General features: G+C 67.3%; 13 protein-coding genes. 6 read left to right on the forward strand and 7 right to left on the reverse strand.

The annotated features are described in order from the left end of the window. Nucleotides 1-73: 73 nt before the first annotated feature. The 4 genes from GVL12_RS14560 to GVL12_RS14575 all read right to left on the reverse strand — a co-directional run bounded on the left by GVL12_RS14560 (nucleotide 74) and on the right by GVL12_RS14575 (nucleotide 4,829). Complete coding sequence (locus GVL12_RS14560; protein WP_159915210.1) at nucleotides 74-1,051, reverse strand: tripartite tricarboxylate transporter substrate binding protein; 978 nt, start codon at nucleotides 1,049-1,051, stop codon at nucleotides 74-76. Nucleotides 1,052-1,113: 62 nt separating this feature from the next. Then, a complete protein-coding gene (gene tcuB / locus GVL12_RS14565; protein ID WP_159915212.1) occupies nucleotides 1,114-2,337 on the reverse strand; it encodes a tricarballylate utilization 4Fe-4S protein TcuB in 1,224 nt (407 codons plus the stop codon). A 10-nt stretch (nucleotides 2,338-2,347) separates the two neighbouring features. After that, nucleotides 2,348-3,766 carry an FAD-dependent tricarballylate dehydrogenase TcuA gene (tcuA, locus tag GVL12_RS14570; protein WP_159915214.1) on the reverse strand — a complete coding sequence of 473 codons (1,419 nt, stop codon included), beginning with the start codon at nucleotides 3,764-3,766 and terminating at the stop codon, nucleotides 2,348-2,350. Nucleotides 3,767-3,854: 88 nt separating this feature from the next. Next, the gene (locus tag GVL12_RS14575) at nucleotides 3,855-4,829 is read right to left on the reverse strand and encodes a LysR substrate-binding domain-containing protein (RefSeq protein WP_159915216.1); all 975 of its coding nucleotides are present in this window, start codon (nucleotides 4,827-4,829) and stop codon (nucleotides 3,855-3,857) included. A 65-nt stretch (nucleotides 4,830-4,894) separates the two neighbouring features. On the opposite strand from GVL12_RS14575, the gene mnmA reads away from it, so the two are divergent. Further along, on the forward strand, nucleotides 4,895-6,028 hold the full coding sequence (gene mnmA / locus GVL12_RS14580; protein ID WP_159915218.1) for a tRNA 2-thiouridine(34) synthase MnmA: 1,134 nt from the start codon (nucleotides 4,895-4,897) through the stop codon (nucleotides 6,026-6,028). A gap of 2 nt (nucleotides 6,029-6,030) precedes the next feature. Here the strand turns inward: mnmA and GVL12_RS14585 are convergent, their stop codons facing one another. From GVL12_RS14585 to GVL12_RS14595, 3 genes are read right to left on the reverse strand one after another with little or no spacing between them, the layout of a single operon-like run. Continuing rightward, nucleotides 6,031-7,308, reverse strand: a complete 1,278-nt coding sequence (locus tag GVL12_RS14585) for a hypothetical protein (protein WP_159915220.1) — start codon at nucleotides 7,306-7,308, stop codon at nucleotides 6,031-6,033. 45 nt (nucleotides 7,309-7,353) lie between these two features. Further along, nucleotides 7,354-9,486 carry a hypothetical protein gene (locus tag GVL12_RS14590; protein ID WP_159915222.1) on the reverse strand — a complete coding sequence of 711 codons (2,133 nt, stop codon included), beginning with the start codon at nucleotides 9,484-9,486 and terminating at the stop codon, nucleotides 7,354-7,356. A 17-nt stretch (nucleotides 9,487-9,503) separates the two neighbouring features. After that, nucleotides 9,504-9,971: a type III secretion system chaperone gene (locus GVL12_RS14595; protein WP_159915224.1), complete on the reverse strand. Its 468-nt coding sequence runs from the start codon at nucleotides 9,969-9,971 to the stop codon at nucleotides 9,504-9,506. A gap of 233 nt (nucleotides 9,972-10,204) precedes the next feature. Here GVL12_RS14595 and GVL12_RS14600 point away from each other — a divergent pair, with 233 nt between their 5' ends. The 5 genes from GVL12_RS14600 (at nucleotide 10,205) to GVL12_RS14620 (ending at nucleotide 17,189) form a co-directional block, all read left to right on the forward strand. Then, a complete protein-coding gene (locus GVL12_RS14600; protein WP_159915226.1) occupies nucleotides 10,205-11,611 on the forward strand; it encodes a M17 family metallopeptidase in 1,407 nt (468 codons plus the stop codon). A 142-nt stretch (nucleotides 11,612-11,753) separates the two neighbouring features. Beyond that, complete coding sequence (locus GVL12_RS14605; protein WP_159915228.1) at nucleotides 11,754-13,400, forward strand: ABC transporter substrate-binding protein; 1,647 nt, start codon at nucleotides 11,754-11,756, stop codon at nucleotides 13,398-13,400. Between the two features lie 94 nt (nucleotides 13,401-13,494). Then, entirely contained in the window at nucleotides 13,495-14,460 is a 966-nt protein-coding gene (locus GVL12_RS14610; protein ID WP_159915230.1) for an ABC transporter permease, read from the forward strand. A 27-nt stretch (nucleotides 14,461-14,487) separates the two neighbouring features. Next, nucleotides 14,488-15,444: an ABC transporter permease gene (locus tag GVL12_RS14615; RefSeq protein WP_159915232.1), complete on the forward strand. Its 957-nt coding sequence runs from the start codon at nucleotides 14,488-14,490 to the stop codon at nucleotides 15,442-15,444. Nucleotides 15,445-15,461: 17 nt separating this feature from the next. Next, a complete protein-coding gene (locus GVL12_RS14620; protein WP_159915234.1) occupies nucleotides 15,462-17,189 on the forward strand; it encodes an ABC transporter ATP-binding protein in 1,728 nt (575 codons plus the stop codon). Nucleotides 17,190-17,195: the final 6 nt, after the last annotated feature.

Genomic DNA, 17,195 nt, shown 5'->3' on the forward strand with positions numbered 1-17,195 from the left:
CCTGGAGCGTGGGCTGTGGATAAGTTATCCACAGCGTTCGTTCTTGTTGGGGCCGGTCAAGTCCGGCCTGGCTTCAGTTCATCGTGAGCCTGCGCTCGCGCACCACCTTGCCCCACTGCGTGTATTCCTTTTGCATGAAGGCCGCGAGTTCCTGGCGCGTTGTCGGCTGGGGCGTGAGGCCATGCAGTTGCAGCGCGTTCTTGACTTCGTCGTCGCCCAGCACCTTGACGATTTCGCGGTTCCAGCGCTCGAGAATGGCCGCAGGCGTCTTCGCCGGGCCGACGAAGGCGTACCAGTTGAGGGCTTCAAAGCCGGGATAGCCGGCCTCGGCCACGGTAGGGATGTGGGGCATGTAGGCCGGGCGCACGAGGCCGGTCGTGGCCAGCGGAATCAGCTTGCCGGTTTCGACATGGGGCAGGGCCGTGGGCGGGGCGGCGAAGTAGCTGGTCACGCGTTCGCCCAGCAGATCCTGCAGCGCGGGCGCGCCGCCCTTGTAGGGCACATGCACCATTTCCACGCCCGCGCGCTGGTTGAACAGCTCGCCCGCGAGGTGCGAGGCCGAGGCCGCGCCGGATGACGCATAGTCGACGCTGCCCGGGCTTTTCTTCGCCAGCGCAACGAATTCCTGCAGCGTCTTCACGCCCGCGCCCTTGTGCACGACCAGCACGTTGGGGAAGTTCACGCCGCCCGAGATCGGCGCGAGGTCCTTGAACGGGTCGTAGTTGAGCTTCATCAGGTGGGGCGCGATGGTCAGCGGGCCGACCGAGCCGAACAGGATGACCGAGCCATCGGCTGCGGCATTCGCGACCTGGCCGTGGGCGATGTTGCCGCCCGCGCCGCCCTTGTTTTCGACCACCACCGACTGGCCTATGTTTTCGCCGAGCTTCTTGGCGATCAGGCGCGCGGCCGCGTCGGCGGCGCCGCCGGCCGCAAAGCCCACGACCATGGTGACGGCCTTTTTGGGCGGAAAGTCCTGGGCCTGGGACAGGCCGCTGAAGGTCAGCGCCGAGGAGGCGAGCAAGGCGGTGTGAAGAAGCGTGCGACGTTGCATGTGGGAGGTCTCGTAATCGTTATTGTGGAAATACACAGGGGTGGCCCCGAAGGGCCGGTGCGTCAGTCCGCGCCCAGTCCTATGGGGTTGGGCTGGCGTTTTTCGGTGTTGTGGCGCAGCAGCGCGGCGGTGCGGAACACGCCGTGCGCGAACTTGCCGTAGGGCAGCGTGGCGAACAGCGCCATCACCGCGCCCAGGTGCAGGCACAGCAGCAGCGCCAGCGCGGGCGTGCCGCGTCCCAGCCACAGCGCCAGTCCGCTGGCGCTGACCACGAACAGCAAGGCGATGAAGCCCAGGTCCATGGGTTTCTGCCGGGCGTCGCCATGCTGCGGATGGCGCTTGAAGTTCAGCCGCCACAGGCCGGCCGTGCCCAGCATCAGGCCCACGCCGCCCACGGCACCGAGGACCTTGGGCAGGCTGGGCAGGTCGTAGGGCGCGGCCCAGCCGAATACATAGTGGTAGACCGTGGCCAGGCTGGTTGCGGCAAAGCACAGCATGAAGCCGTAGAAGGTCAGGTGGTGGCAGCGGCGGCGCTGCAGGGTGTAGGCGTCGTCCTCGTTGTTGCAGCCCTGGCCATGGCCGCCGTCGAGGTATTTGAGGCGCAGCACGTCCGACGTGGCTTCGGCGGCGGCCGAACTGCCGACGTCGACGCCGCTGGTCGCGGGCTTGATCTCCTTCCAGAAGCGGCGCACGCCCATGGACAGCGCGAACACCACGAACAGGAACACCGGCGCGAACATGCCCACCAGCAGGTTGTGCGGGAACAGGCGGTAGAAGTTGCCGCCCAGATCGGCCCCCCAGAGCGCGGCCAGGCCGTTGCCCTGCAGCACCACGGCCAGCACCAGGAACAGCGTCAGCGCCGCGACCAGGGCCAGCGACAGCGTCAGGCCGTTGCGCTGGTAGAGGCTGCCCAGCGCGCTCGGCCAGGCGTAGTCCGCATAGGTCTTGCCGCGCACTTCGGCCATGGCCTTGGGGATGTTGACGGCGAACTCGTGCGGCGGCGCGTACTGGCAGGCGTGCAGGCAGGCGCCGCAGTTGTGGCACAGGTTGGCCAGATAGTGCACGTCGGCGCTGCCGAATTCGAGCCGGCGCGTCATCGCCGGGAACACCGCGCAAAAGCCTTCGCAGTAGCGGCAGGCATTGCAGATCTGCAGTGCGCGCGCGACTTCGTCTTCGGGCGAGAGCGCAAGAATGGGAATCACCTTGGCGCTCGATTTGGCGGTATGGACGGGCAGGCCGTTGGCCAGCGCCTTGGCGTCTTCGGTCAGGGATTGCAGGGTTTGCATGGGGCGGTTCCTAGTCGTTGACGGCGCCAGCGACGGCTGGCAGACCTTGTGCGGCCAGGGCCGCGTTGCGCCCGGCGATGCGGCCGAAGGCCGTGCCTATGGACATGCCCACGCCCGCCGTGTAGCCCTTGCCCAGCACGTTGCCGGCCATCATTTCGCCGGCGACGAACAGGTTGGCGCTGGCCTGGCCCGCGAAGCGCACGGCCGCGGTGTCGTCGACCTTGAGGCCCAGATAGGTGAAGGTCACGCCCGGGCGCAGCGCATAGCCGTAGAACGGTGCGGTGTCTATGGGCCGGGCCCAGTGGGTCTTGGCGGGCGCAAGGCCTTCGGTGTGGCAGTCGTCGAGCGCCGTATGGTCGAACCGGCCTACGCGGCAGGCCGCGTTGTAGGCGTCCAGCGTGCGCGTGAAGGTCGCGGCGTCCAGGCCCAGCTTCTCGGCGAGCTCGGGCAGGCTGTTGGCCGTGATGCCGGGGAACACCGGCGGCATGAAGCGGCCTATGGCCTTGGCGTCGATGATCGAGTACGCGACCTGGCCCGGCTGCTGGGCCACGAGCCGGCCCCAGATCGCATAGCGCTTGGGCCAGAAATCCTCGCCTTCGTCGTAGAAGCGTTCGGCGTCACGGTTGACCACCACGCCCAGCGAGACGCAGTCGATGCGCGTGCAGATGCCGCCGTCGTACAGCGGCGCGCGCGCGTCGATGGCCACCATGTGGGCCTGCGTCGGGTCGCCTATGCGGTCGGCCTGGTGCGCGTCGAGCATGTGGCGCAGCAGCACGCCCTTGTTGTAGGCCGTGCCGCGTATCAGGAAGTTGTCCGAAGGCCATTCGCCGCGCGCGTTCTGGCCCCAGGCCTCGCGCAGCCATTCGCGGTTGGATTCGAAGCCGCCGGCCGCGAGCACGCAGCTTTTGGCGGTGATGCGCTGGCCGTGGCACCAGGCGGCGACAAAGCGGCCGTTGTCGATCTCGAGCCTGTCCACGGGCGCTTCGTAGCGGATTTCCACGCCCAGCGCCTCGGCGCTGCGGAAGTAGGCGTTGACCAGGGCCTTGCCGCCGCCCATGAAGAAGGCATTGGTGCGCGCGACGTGCAGCGCGCCCGACAGCGGCGGCTGGAAGTGCACGCCGTGGCGGCGCATCCAGTCGCGGCAGGTGGACGAGGCGCGTATCACCAGGCGCGCGAGGTGTTCGTCGGTGATTCCGCCCGTGACCTTGAGCAGGTCCTGCCAGAACTCTTCCTCGGGGTAGGCTTCGACGAGCACGTCCTGCGGCGCGTCGTGCATGCAGCGCAGGTTGCGCGTGTGGGCGGAGTTGCCGCCGCGCCATTCGCGGGGTGCGGACTCCAGCAGCAGCACGCGCGCACCTGCTTCGCGCGCCATCAGGGCGGCGCAAAGGGCAGCGTTGCCACCACCGATGACCAGAACATCGGTGTCCATGGGAATTCTCCTTGCAGTCTCTCTCGTGGGGAGCTCAACTGTAGGAATCAACCCGGCCCCGGTGCAGGGGGCTCAGTGCATGGGGGTATCAGTTATCGTGATGGATAGGCGAGGTGCCGCTCCAGGCGCCCGACTGCACCAGCTCGCGCACGCAGTCGACCAGCACCACGCGCGCGGCCAGCGCGGCCGGAGACAGCTCGTCTTCGGACAGGCTGCACAGCAAGTTGGTGCGCTGCGCGTCCTTGTCGGTGATCAGCGCCGATTCGAAGCGCTGGGCCGCGTCCTCGAAGCGGCCCATTGCCGCCCAGGGCTGCAGCGACGAACCCAGGCCCGCGTCCACGGCCGCCATGACCATGGACAGCGAGTCGACTTCCAGCACCACATGCGGCGTGAAACGCGCCTGTGCAAACGCCGTATCCAGCGTGCTGCGCAGGCCGTGCTGGCCCGTGGGCAGTATCAAGGGCTCGAGCGCGAGATCGGCCAGCGCCATGGACGCGGGCAGAACGCCGACCTGCGGGTGGCGGCGCGAGCGTATCAGGAACAGCCGCTCCTCGATCAGCGGGTGCACCTGCCAGCGCCTGCCGCCGGGACGCGCCTGGCCGGCCTGCCCGCCGTGCAGGCGCGCGTCGAACAGCACCGCCATGTCGAGCGCACGCGCATTGAGCATTTCGGCCAGATGGCCCGACATGCTTTCCACCATGTGCAGCCGCACATCGGGGTAGCGCCTGCGCATGGCCTGCATCAGCGGCAGCGCGAGAATGGTGGCCGTGGTCGGCGCCAGGCCCAGGCTGACCGAGCCCGACAGCCGCGACTGCTGGGCGCTGCGCACGGCCTGGTCGGCGTGGCGCAGCGCGAGCTGGGCTTCGCGAAAGAACGCCACGCCGGCTTCGGTGGGCACCACGCCGCGCGGCGTGCGCTGCAGCAGGCGCACGGCAAGCTCGCTCTCGAGCCGCGTGATCTGCTGGCTCAGCGCTGACTGCACGACGTCGAGTTCGCGCGCCGCGCGGCTCATAGAGCCCATTTCCACAATGCGCACAAAGTAGCGCAGCTGCCGCAATTCCATTGCTTGTCCTGTATTTGTCCCCACCACACCCGTTCTGGGCGGGTGGCTGGGATAATCGCACACCTATGACAAAGCATCGGGTGGTGGTGGGCCTTTCAGGCGGCGTGGATTCGGCGGTGACCGCCTATTTGCTCAAGCAGCAAGGCCATGACGTGGTCGGCATCTTCATGAAGAACTGGGAAGATGACGACGACAGCGAATTCTGTTCGTCCAACGTCGACTTCGTCGACGCCGCGGCCGTGGCCGACGTGATCGGCATAGAGATCGAGCATGTAAACTTCGCGGCCGAGTACAAGGACCGGGTGTTCGCCGAGTTCCTGCGCGAGTACCAGGCGGGCCGCACGCCCAATCCCGACGTGCTGTGCAATGCCGAAATCAAGTTCAAGGCCTTTCTCGACCACGCGATGCGCCTGGGCGCCGAGAAGATCGCCACGGGCCACTACGCGCGCGTGCGCCAGAACCCGCAGACGCAGCGCTTCGAGCTGCTCAAGGGGCTGGACCCGGCCAAGGACCAGAGCTATTTCCTGCACCGCCTGAACCAGGCCCAGCTGTCGAAGACGCTGTTTCCCGTGGGCGAGCTGCACAAGACCGAAGTGCGGCGCATCGCCGAGGAAATCGGCCTGCCCAACGCCAAGAAGAAGGACTCGACCGGCATCTGCTTCATCGGCGAGCGGCCGTTCCGTGATTTTCTCAACCGCTACATCAACAAGGAACCGGGCTGGATCCTCGACGACCGCGACCGCAAGCTGGGCCGCCATCAGGGCCTGTCGTTCTACACGCTGGGCCAGCGCCAGGGCCTGGGAATCGGCGGCATCAAGGAAAAAGGCGCGCAGCGCGGCGGCGGCGAGCACCACCCCTGGTTTGTCGCGCGCAAGGAGCTCGACCGCAACGTGCTGCGCGTGGTGCAGGGCCACGACCACCCCTGGCTGCTGTCGCCGCAGCTCGATGCCGACAACGCCAGCTGGGTCGCGGGCGAGCCGCCGGCGCCCGGCCTCTATGGCTCCAAGACGCGCTACCGCCAGCCCGATTCGCCGGCTGTGATCAGCCAGGCCGTGGGCGACACCTTCCGCCTGGATTTTCCCGAGCCGCAATGGGCGGTCACGCCGGGCCAGTCGGCCGTGCTGTATGACGGCGATGTCTGCCTGGGCGGGGGCATGATCTCCGCCGTGGCCCCGTATTCAGTGCCTGCAGGCGCTTGAGCCTAGGCAAACTGGATTCCCTGGTTGTCGGCTTGCAACTGGGCAAAGCACAGCTGCAACTCCTGCGAGGCCTTGTGAAAAGCCCTGTCCACCAGCACCTCGTCCGCGCCCGCATGCGTCAGATCGTGCTTGAGTCGCTCGCCTATGCCCGATAGCACAGGGTCCAGATCGATGCCGCGTTCGTTGAATTGCTCGCACAGCTTGTGGATGGGGTAGTGCTTCTTGTCGACTTCGGAGCCTGCGGGCGCCAGATAGTTGCGGCCAATGGTTTCGAGCAGCGTGGCGCCCTGCTTGTCGAACAGGTAGTCGATGTCCTCGAACTTCCTGGCCTCGAAATCCTCGCCCATGGCCAGGCGGCCGAAATCAATCGCCTTGAGGTGCACGCTGCCGGTTTCGGCGATCTTGTGCACCACCAGGTTGTGCATGTGCAGATCGCGGTGCGCGACCTGGTTCTTGTAGAGCACCCGGGTCATGTCCACGAGTTGCGGCAGCAGGCTGCCGGCCTGCCCGCGTGACAGCGTGGCGATGCAGTTGTCCATTTCCGTGCTGGCGACATGTTTCGGGTCATAGATGTCGACCAAGGCATAGGTGTGGTCCTTGCTGAGGTCGGGGTGCAGGGTGCTGAGGTCGGTGACCTTCTTTTGCGTCGAGATATAGCTGGCCAGTTCGGGCCTGTCCTTGGCATATTCCGCCAGCGCCAGCTCGCGCTCGAAGTCCTCTTCGCCGGTCTTGGTGTCGGCGCGCAGCAGGCCACTGCCGGCATCGAACTTCTTGTTGACGCCGCCGCCCTTGAAATTTTCGTCCACCACTTTTGCCACGGCCTCCTCGGTTTTGAGCCGATATTGGTCAATGGTGGCAACCTGCTCCTGCAGCAGTGCGGTGTCCAGGGGCTTGCCCATGAGCAAGAGGATCAACTCCCTCTCCTGTGCATCGATGGTATCTGTCTTGATCGGCTGGCCGTTGATGCTGTACTCCACCATGTAATGGTCTGGATCGCCGGAGTGGTCGGTGATGCTCAGCGTGAAGAGTGCCTTGTTGCCGGGAGCGGCCAACTCCGACAACATGTTGAAGCGGGCGAAGTTGCTTGTGCCGCCGTCATGCAGCATCTCATGCAGGTGCTTGAGTGCGGCTTCCTTGCTGTTGGACCGGAACAGGTCGAGAAAGCTGTCAAGGTAACCGAGTTTGGTGGCCTCCTTGGCGTCGCCGTCCATCAGCTTGGCGATGCGCGAGCTGCTCAGCGTCAGCGCGGCGTTGGTCGGTAGGGAAAGATGTGTGCTCATGGTGGCGGTTCTTGTGGACAAAAGCGCGGCAACGCCCGCGCGCGGTCACGCCGGCGTGGCGAGGGTCTCGAGCTGGCCATGGGCCGTGAACTGGACTTCGTTGCGTATCGCGCATTGCAACGAGGGCGCCGAATGGGATGCCGGGCCGGTCGCAGGCACGGTGATGGTGACCGACGCGCTGAGCTGGCTGGCCTGCGCGCCTTGAGGGCGGCGCAGCTGCTGCGCATCGGCGCCGTACTGCGCGATGTCCCAGGTGGCGCTGACCGTCACCTGCACGTTCTCGCCCTCGCGGCGCAGCTGGTAGCGGTATCGGGGCGTGCTGTCGGCCAATTGCAGTTGCAGGCCTGCGGGCTCCGGCTGGCGCAGCTGCAGCCGCCCGGTGCCTTGGGGATCTAGTTCGGACAGTACCGGTGCGGACAGCGCCTGGTGGGCGATTTCCGGGTCAAGGTAGCGGCTGACCGCGAGCATCTGCGGCTCATTGCCGCTACAGGTGTTGTAGAGCTTGCGCAGCTCTGCGCGTTCTGCAAGGGTGATGTTCTCGCCCCACCAGAGGTTGCCGGCGCCCTGCAGGTTGTCCCTGCCGGCATCGGCATAGCTGTAGACGCCTTCGGGGAAGTCCAGCGCCAGCTTGCCTACATGCGGCGCGTAGGTGTCGGCAAGCTGGTAGCCGGCCTTGTCGGCGGGCTTGGGCGCAGAAGGCTCCAGCGCCTGCGCCGTGGCCAGGGATGTGTGCTGCGCAAGGGGCAGACCGGCCCGGCTTTGCGACGCCAGGCGCGCCAGGTTGCCGGAAACGGTGTTGTGTGCGACCTGGTGGGTGGCGCTGAACGTCCCCAGCGGGGCCAGCTGTTCGGGAGAGAACCTGTCCGCGAGATCGAGCAGCGCATGGCGACGGTCGGAGTCGATCCGCCCCTTTTCGAACGCCTGATCCACTTCGTCCGCATGCTGCGCACGGGTCAGCGGCGTGTCCGGCTGCGCGAACTGGACGGCGCTTTGCTGCTTGACCAGGGCGTCGACCCATTGGCTGTCGCTGGTGCGTGCGTCCGGCGCGGGCAGTGCCGGCAGTTTATCGTCCTGAGCGGCCTGGTCGATGGCCTGGCTGTAGACCTCCGAGGCGTCTTTGTAGGCGGGCAGGCCCGCGGCGGCATGGTAGATGCGGCCGGCCTCGGACAGCGCGCCCTGGTAGAGGCTGGTGGCGCCGGCCTGGACCGTGGGTGCGGTGAACACCACGGTGCCGACGGCCGCCCTGACAGTGATGCCGCTCAGCGTCGCCGCGGTCCTGGCCACCGTGGGCACTGCGGTGGTCGCAACGCCCGTGGCCGCATTGATCGCCGCGCGGGTCATCGCAGTGGCGGCCTGGAGGCCGCCCTGCATGTACTCCCCGCTGGCCAGGTGGTTCTTGGCGTCCGAATAGCCATGCGCCAGGATTTCAATGGTGTCGAACGTGGTGCTGGCTACGTCGATGGCGGTCTGCCCCGCGCCCAGCAGTGTGGCTTCCAGCGCATTGAGCGGCGCCGCTGTGGCCGCCTGCGTGAAATAGTCGCCCAGCGGCCGCTGGTAATTGCCGTCGCTGAGGAAGGCATTGCCCAGACCGGCCAGCAGACGATACACGGGACGCTCGCTCTGGTCCAGCCCGGCTTGGTCGACCACGGCCCGCTGCAGCACGTTCTTGGCCAGGTTGCTCGCGAAGCCCTTGAACGGCATGCCCGCCAGCGAACTTTCCATATAGGCTTGCAGCGTCTGAAAGGAATGCTGCTTGAGCATGGTCGCCAGCAGCTTCTCGCTGAACTGGGTTTCCATGGCGGTGCTGGCCAGCAGCTCCGCCAGCCCTGCGGCGCCGAAACCCGCGCCGGCCGCACCCAGGCGCTTGGCGCTCGCCACCATGCCCGAGCCGTAGTCGGTGTCGAGCGGGACCAGTTCGCGCGCGAGAGTCCTGATGGACACGGATATCTCCTGCGCGCTGTTGTCGAACACCAACTTGCTGACCAGCGGCACCAGGGTCGCGCTGCGGTCCCCCAGGTGCATCTCCAGGCCCATGTGCAAGGCGTCGCGCAGCACCTTGTGCGCGAGGGTGTCGCGGTTGATTCTGCCGCCGGTCATGCGGTCGACCACCGAGTTCAGGGTATCGAAGCGGTTCAGAGCCGCGAAAGTCAGAGCCTTGACCCCGGTGCCGATCTGCATTTGTCGTACCCTCGTCGCTAGGCGCGCTGCATCGGCAGTTCGCGCGACTGCGCTGCCTGGTTGGCCGCATCACCTGGCGCCGTGGCGGCGCGCACCAGATGCGCCTGCCAGCGGTCAAGCTGGTTGACGAAGGATTCGACGGCCTGCACCGCCTGCGCCGGCGTGAGTTCGGCCAGCGCGATGCTGCGGAAGAAAACGATGCGCTCGGATTCGGGGTCGAAGCCGAAATAGCTGCCGTCCGTGCCCATGCCAAACAGATGCAGCTGCAGCACGCTGGCCAGCATGCGCGCGCGCAGCTCGGTCGGCCATTGGCCGACCGCAATGACCGGGGCAAACACCTGCACCATCCGGGTCCGGGCATCGTGCTCGAATGTGACTTCCATGGTCTCGCTGAACACAATGGTGCAGCCGCCGGCGTCTGTGGCGGCGCTGGTATCGAGCCGGGTGGCGGCACCGATTTCCTGCAGAAAAGATGAAAACTCCATGGCAGCCCCCGGTGAAAGAAAATACGCCTGTGGACGTTGGTAACAGTCTGCGGGCGCGGGTTCCAGGCATGGCGGCGATGCGCTGCATATGCTTAGTTGGAAATCCGGCTTGGAGAGGCGGGGCAAAGCCGCTACCTTGGCCGGCTCTTTCGCGTTGCCCTGACCATGATCCACTGCTGTCTGCCTTCCCGCCCCGGCCTTCACCCGCGCATTCGCCTGTACGGGAGTGGCGCATGAGCGCCAGTGAGCCCCTCGCCTACGCCTTTGCCTTGCCACCTGCGCCGGCAACGCCCCTGCACCTGAGCTCGTCCACGCAGTTGCCGGCCTTGCTCGGCAGCCTGGCGCCGCTGCAGCGGCAATGGATAGCGTCGACGGGCTTCGATGCGCAACCGGGCCGCGTTCTGCTGCTGCCGGGCGCCAACGGCGCGCTCGCGGGCGTGCTCGTGGGCATCGATCCAAACGAGCCTCTGTGGCAACTGGCCGGGCTGCCGCCACTGCTGCCCGCGGGCGTATATGCCGTGGCGACGCACGAGGGTGAGGCCGACGCCGAGCGCGACGCCTTTCGCCAGCTTGGCTGGGCGCTGGGGGCGCTGGCGCCCGGCCGGCAGGCAGCGCAGTTGCGCGTGAGCAAAGATGAAGCGCAGGCGATCGCGCGCCTGGCAGCAGCGATTGCGCAGGTGCGCAGCCTGGTGAACCTGCCGGCGAACCAGCTGGGGCCGCAAGCCCTCGCGGCGGCCGTGCAGACCCTTGCCACAGACCACGGCGCGAAGTACAGCGAGTGGGTCGGCGAGGCGCTGCCCGCCGCGGGTTTCGCGCTGGTGCACGCGGTCGGCCGCTCGGGCGCCGAAGCGCCGCGCGTGGCGAAGCTGGAATGGGGGGACCCCGCGGCGCCGCGCATCGTGCTGGTCGGCAAGGGTGTGTGCTTCGACACCGGCGGGCTTGATCTCAAGCCCCCGGCAGGCATGCGCTGGATGAAGAAGGACATGGGCGGCGCGGCGCATGCGATCGCGCTGGCCGGGCTGATCATGCAGGCGGGGCTGCGCGTGCATCTGACGCTGCTGGTGCCCGCGGTGGAGAACGGCGTCGGGCCGCTGGCGCTGCGACCCGGCGACATCCTTCGCGCGGGCAACGGCCGCCTGATTGAAATCGAGAACACCGATGCCGAAGGCCGGCTGGTGCTGGCCGATGCGCTGCACCATGCCTTGCAGCATGGCGCTGAAGATCCCGCCCGGGCGCCCGCGCTGGTCATCGACCTGGCGACGCTCACGGGCGCGGCGCGCGTGGCGCTGGGCCCCGAACTGCCCGCGCTGTTCAGCAACCACGAGGGCTGGGCCGCCGATCTGCTGGCCCATGCCCGGCGCGCCCACGACCCGCTGTGGCGCATGCCGCTGTGGGCACCGTACCGCCGGCTGCTCCAATCCGACAGCGCCGACACGATGAATGCCGCGAACACGCCGCTGGCGGGCGCGATCACCGCGGCGCTGTTCCTCGAGGACTTCGTGCCGGCCCATGTTTCCTGGCTGCATCTGGACCTCTACGCCTGGAATCAGGAGGGCCGCCCGGGGCGCCCCAAGGGCGGCGAAGCCCAGGGTCTGCGCGCGCTGTTCAGCCTGCTGTCCGAGCGCTTCGCGCCGCGCTAGCCACGGCGTTTTTCCGGGCGAGAAAGCGCATTTGGTTATGCGGATTCATGCGTTGTGCGCGCGCCGGGGGCTGCCGAGAATCGGCTGCTCACCGCGTGCACCGCACGTCTGTCTTTCGCACCGCTTCCAGCGCTTTCGCCCCATGAACCAACGACTCCTTTCCCCCCGTTTCTGCGCCCCTTTTCGCGCCAGCGCCATGGCCTGCGTTCTGCTGGCGGCCTTGATGGGCGCTGCTTCGGCACAGGCCGAAACGCTGCGCTGGGCGCGCTCCACGGACGCATCGACGCTCGATCCGCACGCGCTCAACAATGGCCCCAACCACAACCTGCTGCACCAGGTCTATGAGCCGCTGATCATCCGCACCGCCGACGGCAAGCTCCAGCCCACGCTGGCCACGTCCTGGGCACTGACCAGCGACCCCTCGGTCTGGGAATTCAGGCTGCGCAAGGGAGTGAAGTTCCATGACGGCAGCCTGTTCACCGCCGACGACGTGCTGTTCTCGCTGCAGCGCGCGCGCTCGCCGTCGTCCGACATGCGCTCGCTGCTGGTGTCCATCACCGACGTGGTGAAGGTCGACCCGTTCACCGTGCACATCAAGACTTCGGGCACGACGCCGCTGCTGCCCGACAACCTGATCAATATCCAGATCCTGAGCGCGGCCTGGGCCAAAAAGCACGGCGTGGAAACGCCGCAAAAGCCCACGGCCAAGGAAGAGACCTACGCGACGCGCAATGTCAACGGCACGGGCCCCTACACCCTGGTGTCGCGCGAGCCCGATGCGCGCACCGTGCTCAAGCAGTTCCCCGGCTACTGGGGGCGCGGGCTGTTCCCGCTGCAGATCGATGAGCTGATCTACCTGCCGATCAAGGCGCCCGCGACCCGCGTGGCCGCGCTGCTCTCGGGCGAAGTCGACTTCGTGCAGGACCTGCCCATCCAGGACATCGCCCGCCTGCACGCCGACCCCAAGCTGCGCGTCAACCAGGCCGCGGAAAACCGCACCATCTTCCTGGGCCTGAACGTGGGCGCGGCGCCGCTGACCTATTCGGACGTCAAGGACAGGAACCCGCTGGCCGATGTGCGCGTGCGCCAGGCCTTCCAGCTGGCCATCGACCGCAGCGCGATCCAGAAAGCCGTGATGCGCGGCCTGTCGGTGCCGACCAACATCATCGCGCCGCCGTTCGTGCATGGCTACGAGAAAGCCTTTGGCGCGGTTGGCAAGGCCGACGTGGCCCAGGCGAAGAAGCTGCTGGCCGACGCCGGCTACCCCAACGGTTTCGGCATCACGCTGCATTGCACCAACGACCGTTATCTCAACGACGAAGCCATCTGCCAGGCCGTGGCCGGCTTCCTGGGCCGCGCCGGTGTGAAGACCACCGTGGTGTCGCGACCGCTGGCGATACAGACGGCCGCGATCAACAGCCAGGACACCGACTTCTACCTCTACGGCTGGGGCGTGCCGACCTATGACTCGGCCTATGTCTTCGACTACCTGGTGCACACGCGCGGCAAGAACGCGCGCGGCGCGACCAATGCCACGCGCTACAGCAACGACGAGATCGATCGCCAGATCGTCTCGCTCGCGTCGGAAGGCGACAGCAAGAAGCGCGATGCGACGATCAAGACCATCTGGACCACGGTGCAAAAGGAGCTGATCTATCTGCCGCTGCACGACCAGATCCAGACCTATGCGATGAAGCGCAAGTTCGACATTCCGGTGAACCCGTCGAACACGCCGTACTTCAAGCTGTTCCAGCTGCCTGTCGACACCTCGGTCGCTGCCGCGAAGTGATCCGCGCCGCGCCAGCCGCGGCACCTGTCGCGCACAGGGGCTCCATGCCCCTGTGCGCTCGCATTTCCTTTGCAAGAACCCGAGAGAAGCCTGCATGCCCCTATTGTTTGCGCGTCGCCTGGGCCAGTCCGTGCTGGTGCTGCTGGCCGTGTCCTTCATTTCCTTCCTGGTCTTTCGCCATATCGGCGACCCGACGATCAGCCTGCTGGGCGAGGACGCCTCGCTGGCCGACCGCGAGGCGGTGATTGCCGAGCTGGGCTTCGATCAGCCCGTGGCCGTGCAGTACCTGCGCTACATGGGCAATGTGCTGCAAGGCGAGTTCGGCGTTTCCTACCGGCTCAAGCGCCCGGTCGTCGATGTCATCGCCGAGCGCCTGCCCGCGACGCTCGAGCTGGCGCTGATCGCGGCGCTGCTGGCCGTCAGCGGCGGCGTGATTCTCGGGGTCTACACCGCGATCCGCCGCGACACGTTGCTGAGCCGCGCGCTGATGACGGTGTCACTGGTCGGCGTGTCGCTGCCGACCTTCCTGATCGGCATAGGCCTGATCTACGTCTTTGCCGTCGAGCTGCAGTGGCTGCCCTCGTTCGGCCGGGGCGACACGGTGCAGATCGGCGGCTGGACCACGGGCTTTCTCACGGCCTCGGGCTGGGCGTCGCTGGTGCTGCCGGTGTGCACGCTGGCGATGTTCAAGCTCACGCTGATCATGCGCCTGGTGCGCGCCGAGATGCTCGAAGCGCTGCGCACCGACTATGTGCGCTTTGCGCGTGCGCGCGGCCTGCCCGAAAAGCGCATCCATTACGGCCATGCGCTGCGCAACACGCTGATTCCCGTGGTCACGATCACCGGCCTGCAGATCGGCTCGCTGATCGCGTTTGCCATCGTGACCGAAACCGTCTTCCAGTGGCCGGGCGTGGGGCTGCTGTTCATCACCTCGATACAGGCCGTCGATGTGCCCGTGATCGCCGCCTATCTGATGCTGATCGCCGCGCTGTACATCGTCATCAACTTCCTTGTCGACGGCGCCTATCTGCTGGTCGACCCGCGGCTGCGCCGCGCCTGAGACCGAATTCCAGAGAACACCAACGACATGGCTGAAACACCCCCTTCCATTACGCCTGCGCCGGCGCATTTCCCCTGGTGGCGGCTGCGCCAGTCGGACTCCGCCGTGGTGCGCGCGCTCGCGGCCTCGATCACGGTGCAGGCCGCCGTGGTCGTGCTGCTGCTGCTGGGCGGCGCGGCGCTGCTGACGCCCTGGCTGGCGCTGCAAAATCCCTTCGATCCCGCAGGGCTCGAGCTGCTCGACGCGTTCACCGCGCCAGGCCAGGCCGGCATCTCCGGCGCCACCTATCCGCTGGGCTCCGACGAGCAGGGCCGCGACGTGTTCTCGGCGATTCTCTACGGCCTGCGCATGTCGCTGTTCGTCGGCGGTGCGTCCGTCGCGCTGTCGCTGGCGATTGGCGTGCCGCTGGGCCTGATCGCGGGCTATACCGGCGGCTGGTTCGACACGCTGGTGATGCGCATCGCCGACGTGCAGCTCACGTTCCCGGTGCTGCTGGTCGCGCTGCTGGTGTTCGGCATTGCGCGCGGCATCCTGCCCGAGAGCTACCGCGACGACATGGCGCTGTACGTGATCATCCTGGCGATCGGTCTGTCCGAGTGGGTGCAGTACGCACGCACCGTGCGCGGCGCCGTCATGGTCGAGAAGCACAAGGACTATGTGCTGGCCGCGCAGGTCATAGGCCGCTCGCGCGCGGGTATTCTGGTGCGCCACATCCTGCCCAACCTGCTCGCGCCCGTGCTGGTGATCGCGACCATCAGCTTCGCGCTGGCCATTGTCGCCGAGTCGACGCTGTCGTATCTGGGTGTCGGCCTGCCGCCGACCCAGCCTTCGCTCGGAACGCTGATCCGCGTGGGCCAGGGCTTTTTGTTTTCCGGTGAATGGTGGATCTTGCTGTTCCCCGGCCTGGTGCTGCTGGCCCTCGCACTTTCCGTCAACCTGGTCGGCGACTGGCTTCGCGACGCGCTCAACCCCAAACTGCAATGACCGCCCGCGACGCTTTCATGAAAACCTCCGCCGAGAGCCTGCTGCGGGAACCCGTGCTGCGCGTGCAGAACCTGGGCGTGACTTTCGATACCCACCGCGGCCCGGTCACGGTGCTGGAGGACGTGTCGTTCGAGATACGTCCCGGTGAAATCCTGGGCGTGGTCGGCGAGTCGGGCGCGGGCAAGTCGATGACGGGCAACGCCGTCATCGGGCTGATTGCCCCGCCCGGGCGCCTGAGCAGCGGCCGGATCTTTCTGCGCGACGAGCGCATAGACACGCTGCACGGTGAAGACCTGCGCCGGCTGCGCGGCAAGCACATCGCCATGGTGTTCCAGGATCCGCTGACCAGCCTCAACCCGGTGCTCACCATTGGCCAGCACCTGGTCGAGACCATACGCCAGCATCTGCCGCTGAGCGAGCGCCAGGCGCGCCAGCGCGCGATCGATCTGCTGGCCGAAGTCGAGATTGCCGACCCTGCGGGCCGGCTGGGCCAGTTCCCGCACCAGTTCTCGGGCGGCATGCGCCAGCGCGTGGCGATTGCGCTGGCGCTGTGCGCCGAGCCCGCGCTGCTGATCGCCGACGAGCCGACCACGGCACTCGACGTCTCGGTCCAGGCCCAGGTGATTCGCGTGCTGCGCCGGGTCTGCAAGGAGCACGGCACGGCCGCGATGCTGATCACGCACGACATGGGCGTGATCGCCGAGGCCGCCGACCGCGTGATGGTCATGTACCAGGGCCGGGTGCTGGAGACCGGCGCCGTGCGCCAGGTGCTCGATGCGCCGGCGGCGCCCTATACGCGCGCGCTGATGGCCGCGATTCCTTCGCTGAGCGCACCCACGCACCGGCTGCCCGTGCCCGAGATCGGCGCGCCGGTCGCCCAAGCCCTGCCGCAGGGCGCCGCGCCCGTGGCCAGGGCGCAGGCCGAGGGGCCGGCGCTGGTGCAGATCAGCGGCCTGTCGCGCGATTTCGATCTCTCGGGCAGCTGGCTGGCGCGCACCATTGCACGCCAGCCCAGGCGCGTGCTGCATGCTGTGCAGGATGTGAGCTTCACGATTGCGCGCGGCAGCAGCTTCGGCCTGGTCGGCGAGTCGGGCTCGGGCAAGTCCACGGTGGCGCGCATGATTGCCGGCTTGACCCGGCCGACCGCGGGCAGCATCGTGATCGACGGCAAGGACCGCTGGGCCGACCCGGCATCGGCCGCGACGCTGCGCCGGCGCTTCCAGATGATCTTCCAGGACCCGTATGCCAGCCTCAATCCGCGCTGGCGCGTGGGCCGAATCATTGCGGAACCGCTCGAAGTGCTGGGATTGAGCAGCGGGCCCGACGAGACCGCGCACAAAGTCCAGGAAGCGCTGCGCCGCGTGCGGCTGTCGCCCGATGACCTGCGCCGCTATCCGCACCAGTTTTCGGGCGGCCAGCGCCAGCGCATCGCGATTGCGCGCGCGCTGGTGAGCCGCCCCGAATTCATCGTCTGCGACGAGCCCACGTCATCGCTAGACGTGTCCGTGCAGGCCCAGGTGCTCAACCTCATGAAGGACCTGCAGGACGAGTTCGGCCTGACCTACCTGCTGATCAGCCACAACCTGGCCGTGGTGCGCTTTATGTGCAGCGAAGTCGGGGTGATGCAGCAGGGGCGGCTCGTAGAGGCGGGCGATGCGCAGCGCGTGCTGACCGCGCCCGGGCATGCGTACACGCGCGGACTGATTGCGGCGGTGCCCGACATGCATCGCGTGCGGGCCGGCTGACGCCGC

The sequence above is a fragment of the Pantoea sp. 18069 genome (genome assembly GCF_902706035.1).
Classification (GTDB): Bacteria; Pseudomonadota; Gammaproteobacteria; order Burkholderiales; family Burkholderiaceae_C; genus Comamonas.

Excerpts from the sequence above, each read along its gene's own strand:
- GVL12_RS14575 (WP_159915216.1), bottom strand. The coding sequence starts at position 4,829 with ATGGAATTGCGGCAGCTGCGCTACTTTGTGCGCATTGTGGAAATGGGC.
- GVL12_RS14615 (WP_159915232.1), top strand. The coding sequence starts at position 14,488 with ATGGCTGAAACACCCCCTTCCATTACGCCTGCGCCGGCGCATTTCCCC.
- GVL12_RS14605 (WP_159915228.1), top strand. The coding sequence starts at position 11,754 with ATGAACCAACGACTCCTTTCCCCCCGTTTCTGCGCCCCTTTTCGCGCC.
- GVL12_RS14585 (WP_159915220.1), bottom strand. The coding sequence starts at position 7,308 with ATGAGCACACATCTTTCCCTACCGACCAACGCCGCGCTGACGCTGAGC.
- GVL12_RS14560 (WP_159915210.1), bottom strand. The coding sequence starts at position 1,051 with ATGCAACGTCGCACGCTTCTTCACACCGCCTTGCTCGCCTCCTCGGCG.
- tcuA (WP_159915214.1), bottom strand. The coding sequence starts at position 3,766 with ATGGACACCGATGTTCTGGTCATCGGTGGTGGCAACGCTGCCCTTTGC.
- GVL12_RS14595 (WP_159915224.1), bottom strand. The coding sequence starts at position 9,971 with ATGGAGTTTTCATCTTTTCTGCAGGAAATCGGTGCCGCCACCCGGCTC.
- tcuB (WP_159915212.1), bottom strand. The coding sequence starts at position 2,337 with ATGCAAACCCTGCAATCCCTGACCGAAGACGCCAAGGCGCTGGCCAAC.
- GVL12_RS14610 (WP_159915230.1), top strand. The coding sequence starts at position 13,495 with ATGCCCCTATTGTTTGCGCGTCGCCTGGGCCAGTCCGTGCTGGTGCTG.
- mnmA (WP_159915218.1), top strand. The coding sequence starts at position 4,895 with ATGACAAAGCATCGGGTGGTGGTGGGCCTTTCAGGCGGCGTGGATTCG.
- GVL12_RS14620 (WP_159915234.1), top strand. The coding sequence starts at position 15,462 with ATGAAAACCTCCGCCGAGAGCCTGCTGCGGGAACCCGTGCTGCGCGTG.
- GVL12_RS14590 (WP_159915222.1), bottom strand. The coding sequence starts at position 9,486 with ATGCAGATCGGCACCGGGGTCAAGGCTCTGACTTTCGCGGCTCTGAAC.
- GVL12_RS14600 (WP_159915226.1), top strand. The coding sequence starts at position 10,205 with ATGAGCGCCAGTGAGCCCCTCGCCTACGCCTTTGCCTTGCCACCTGCG.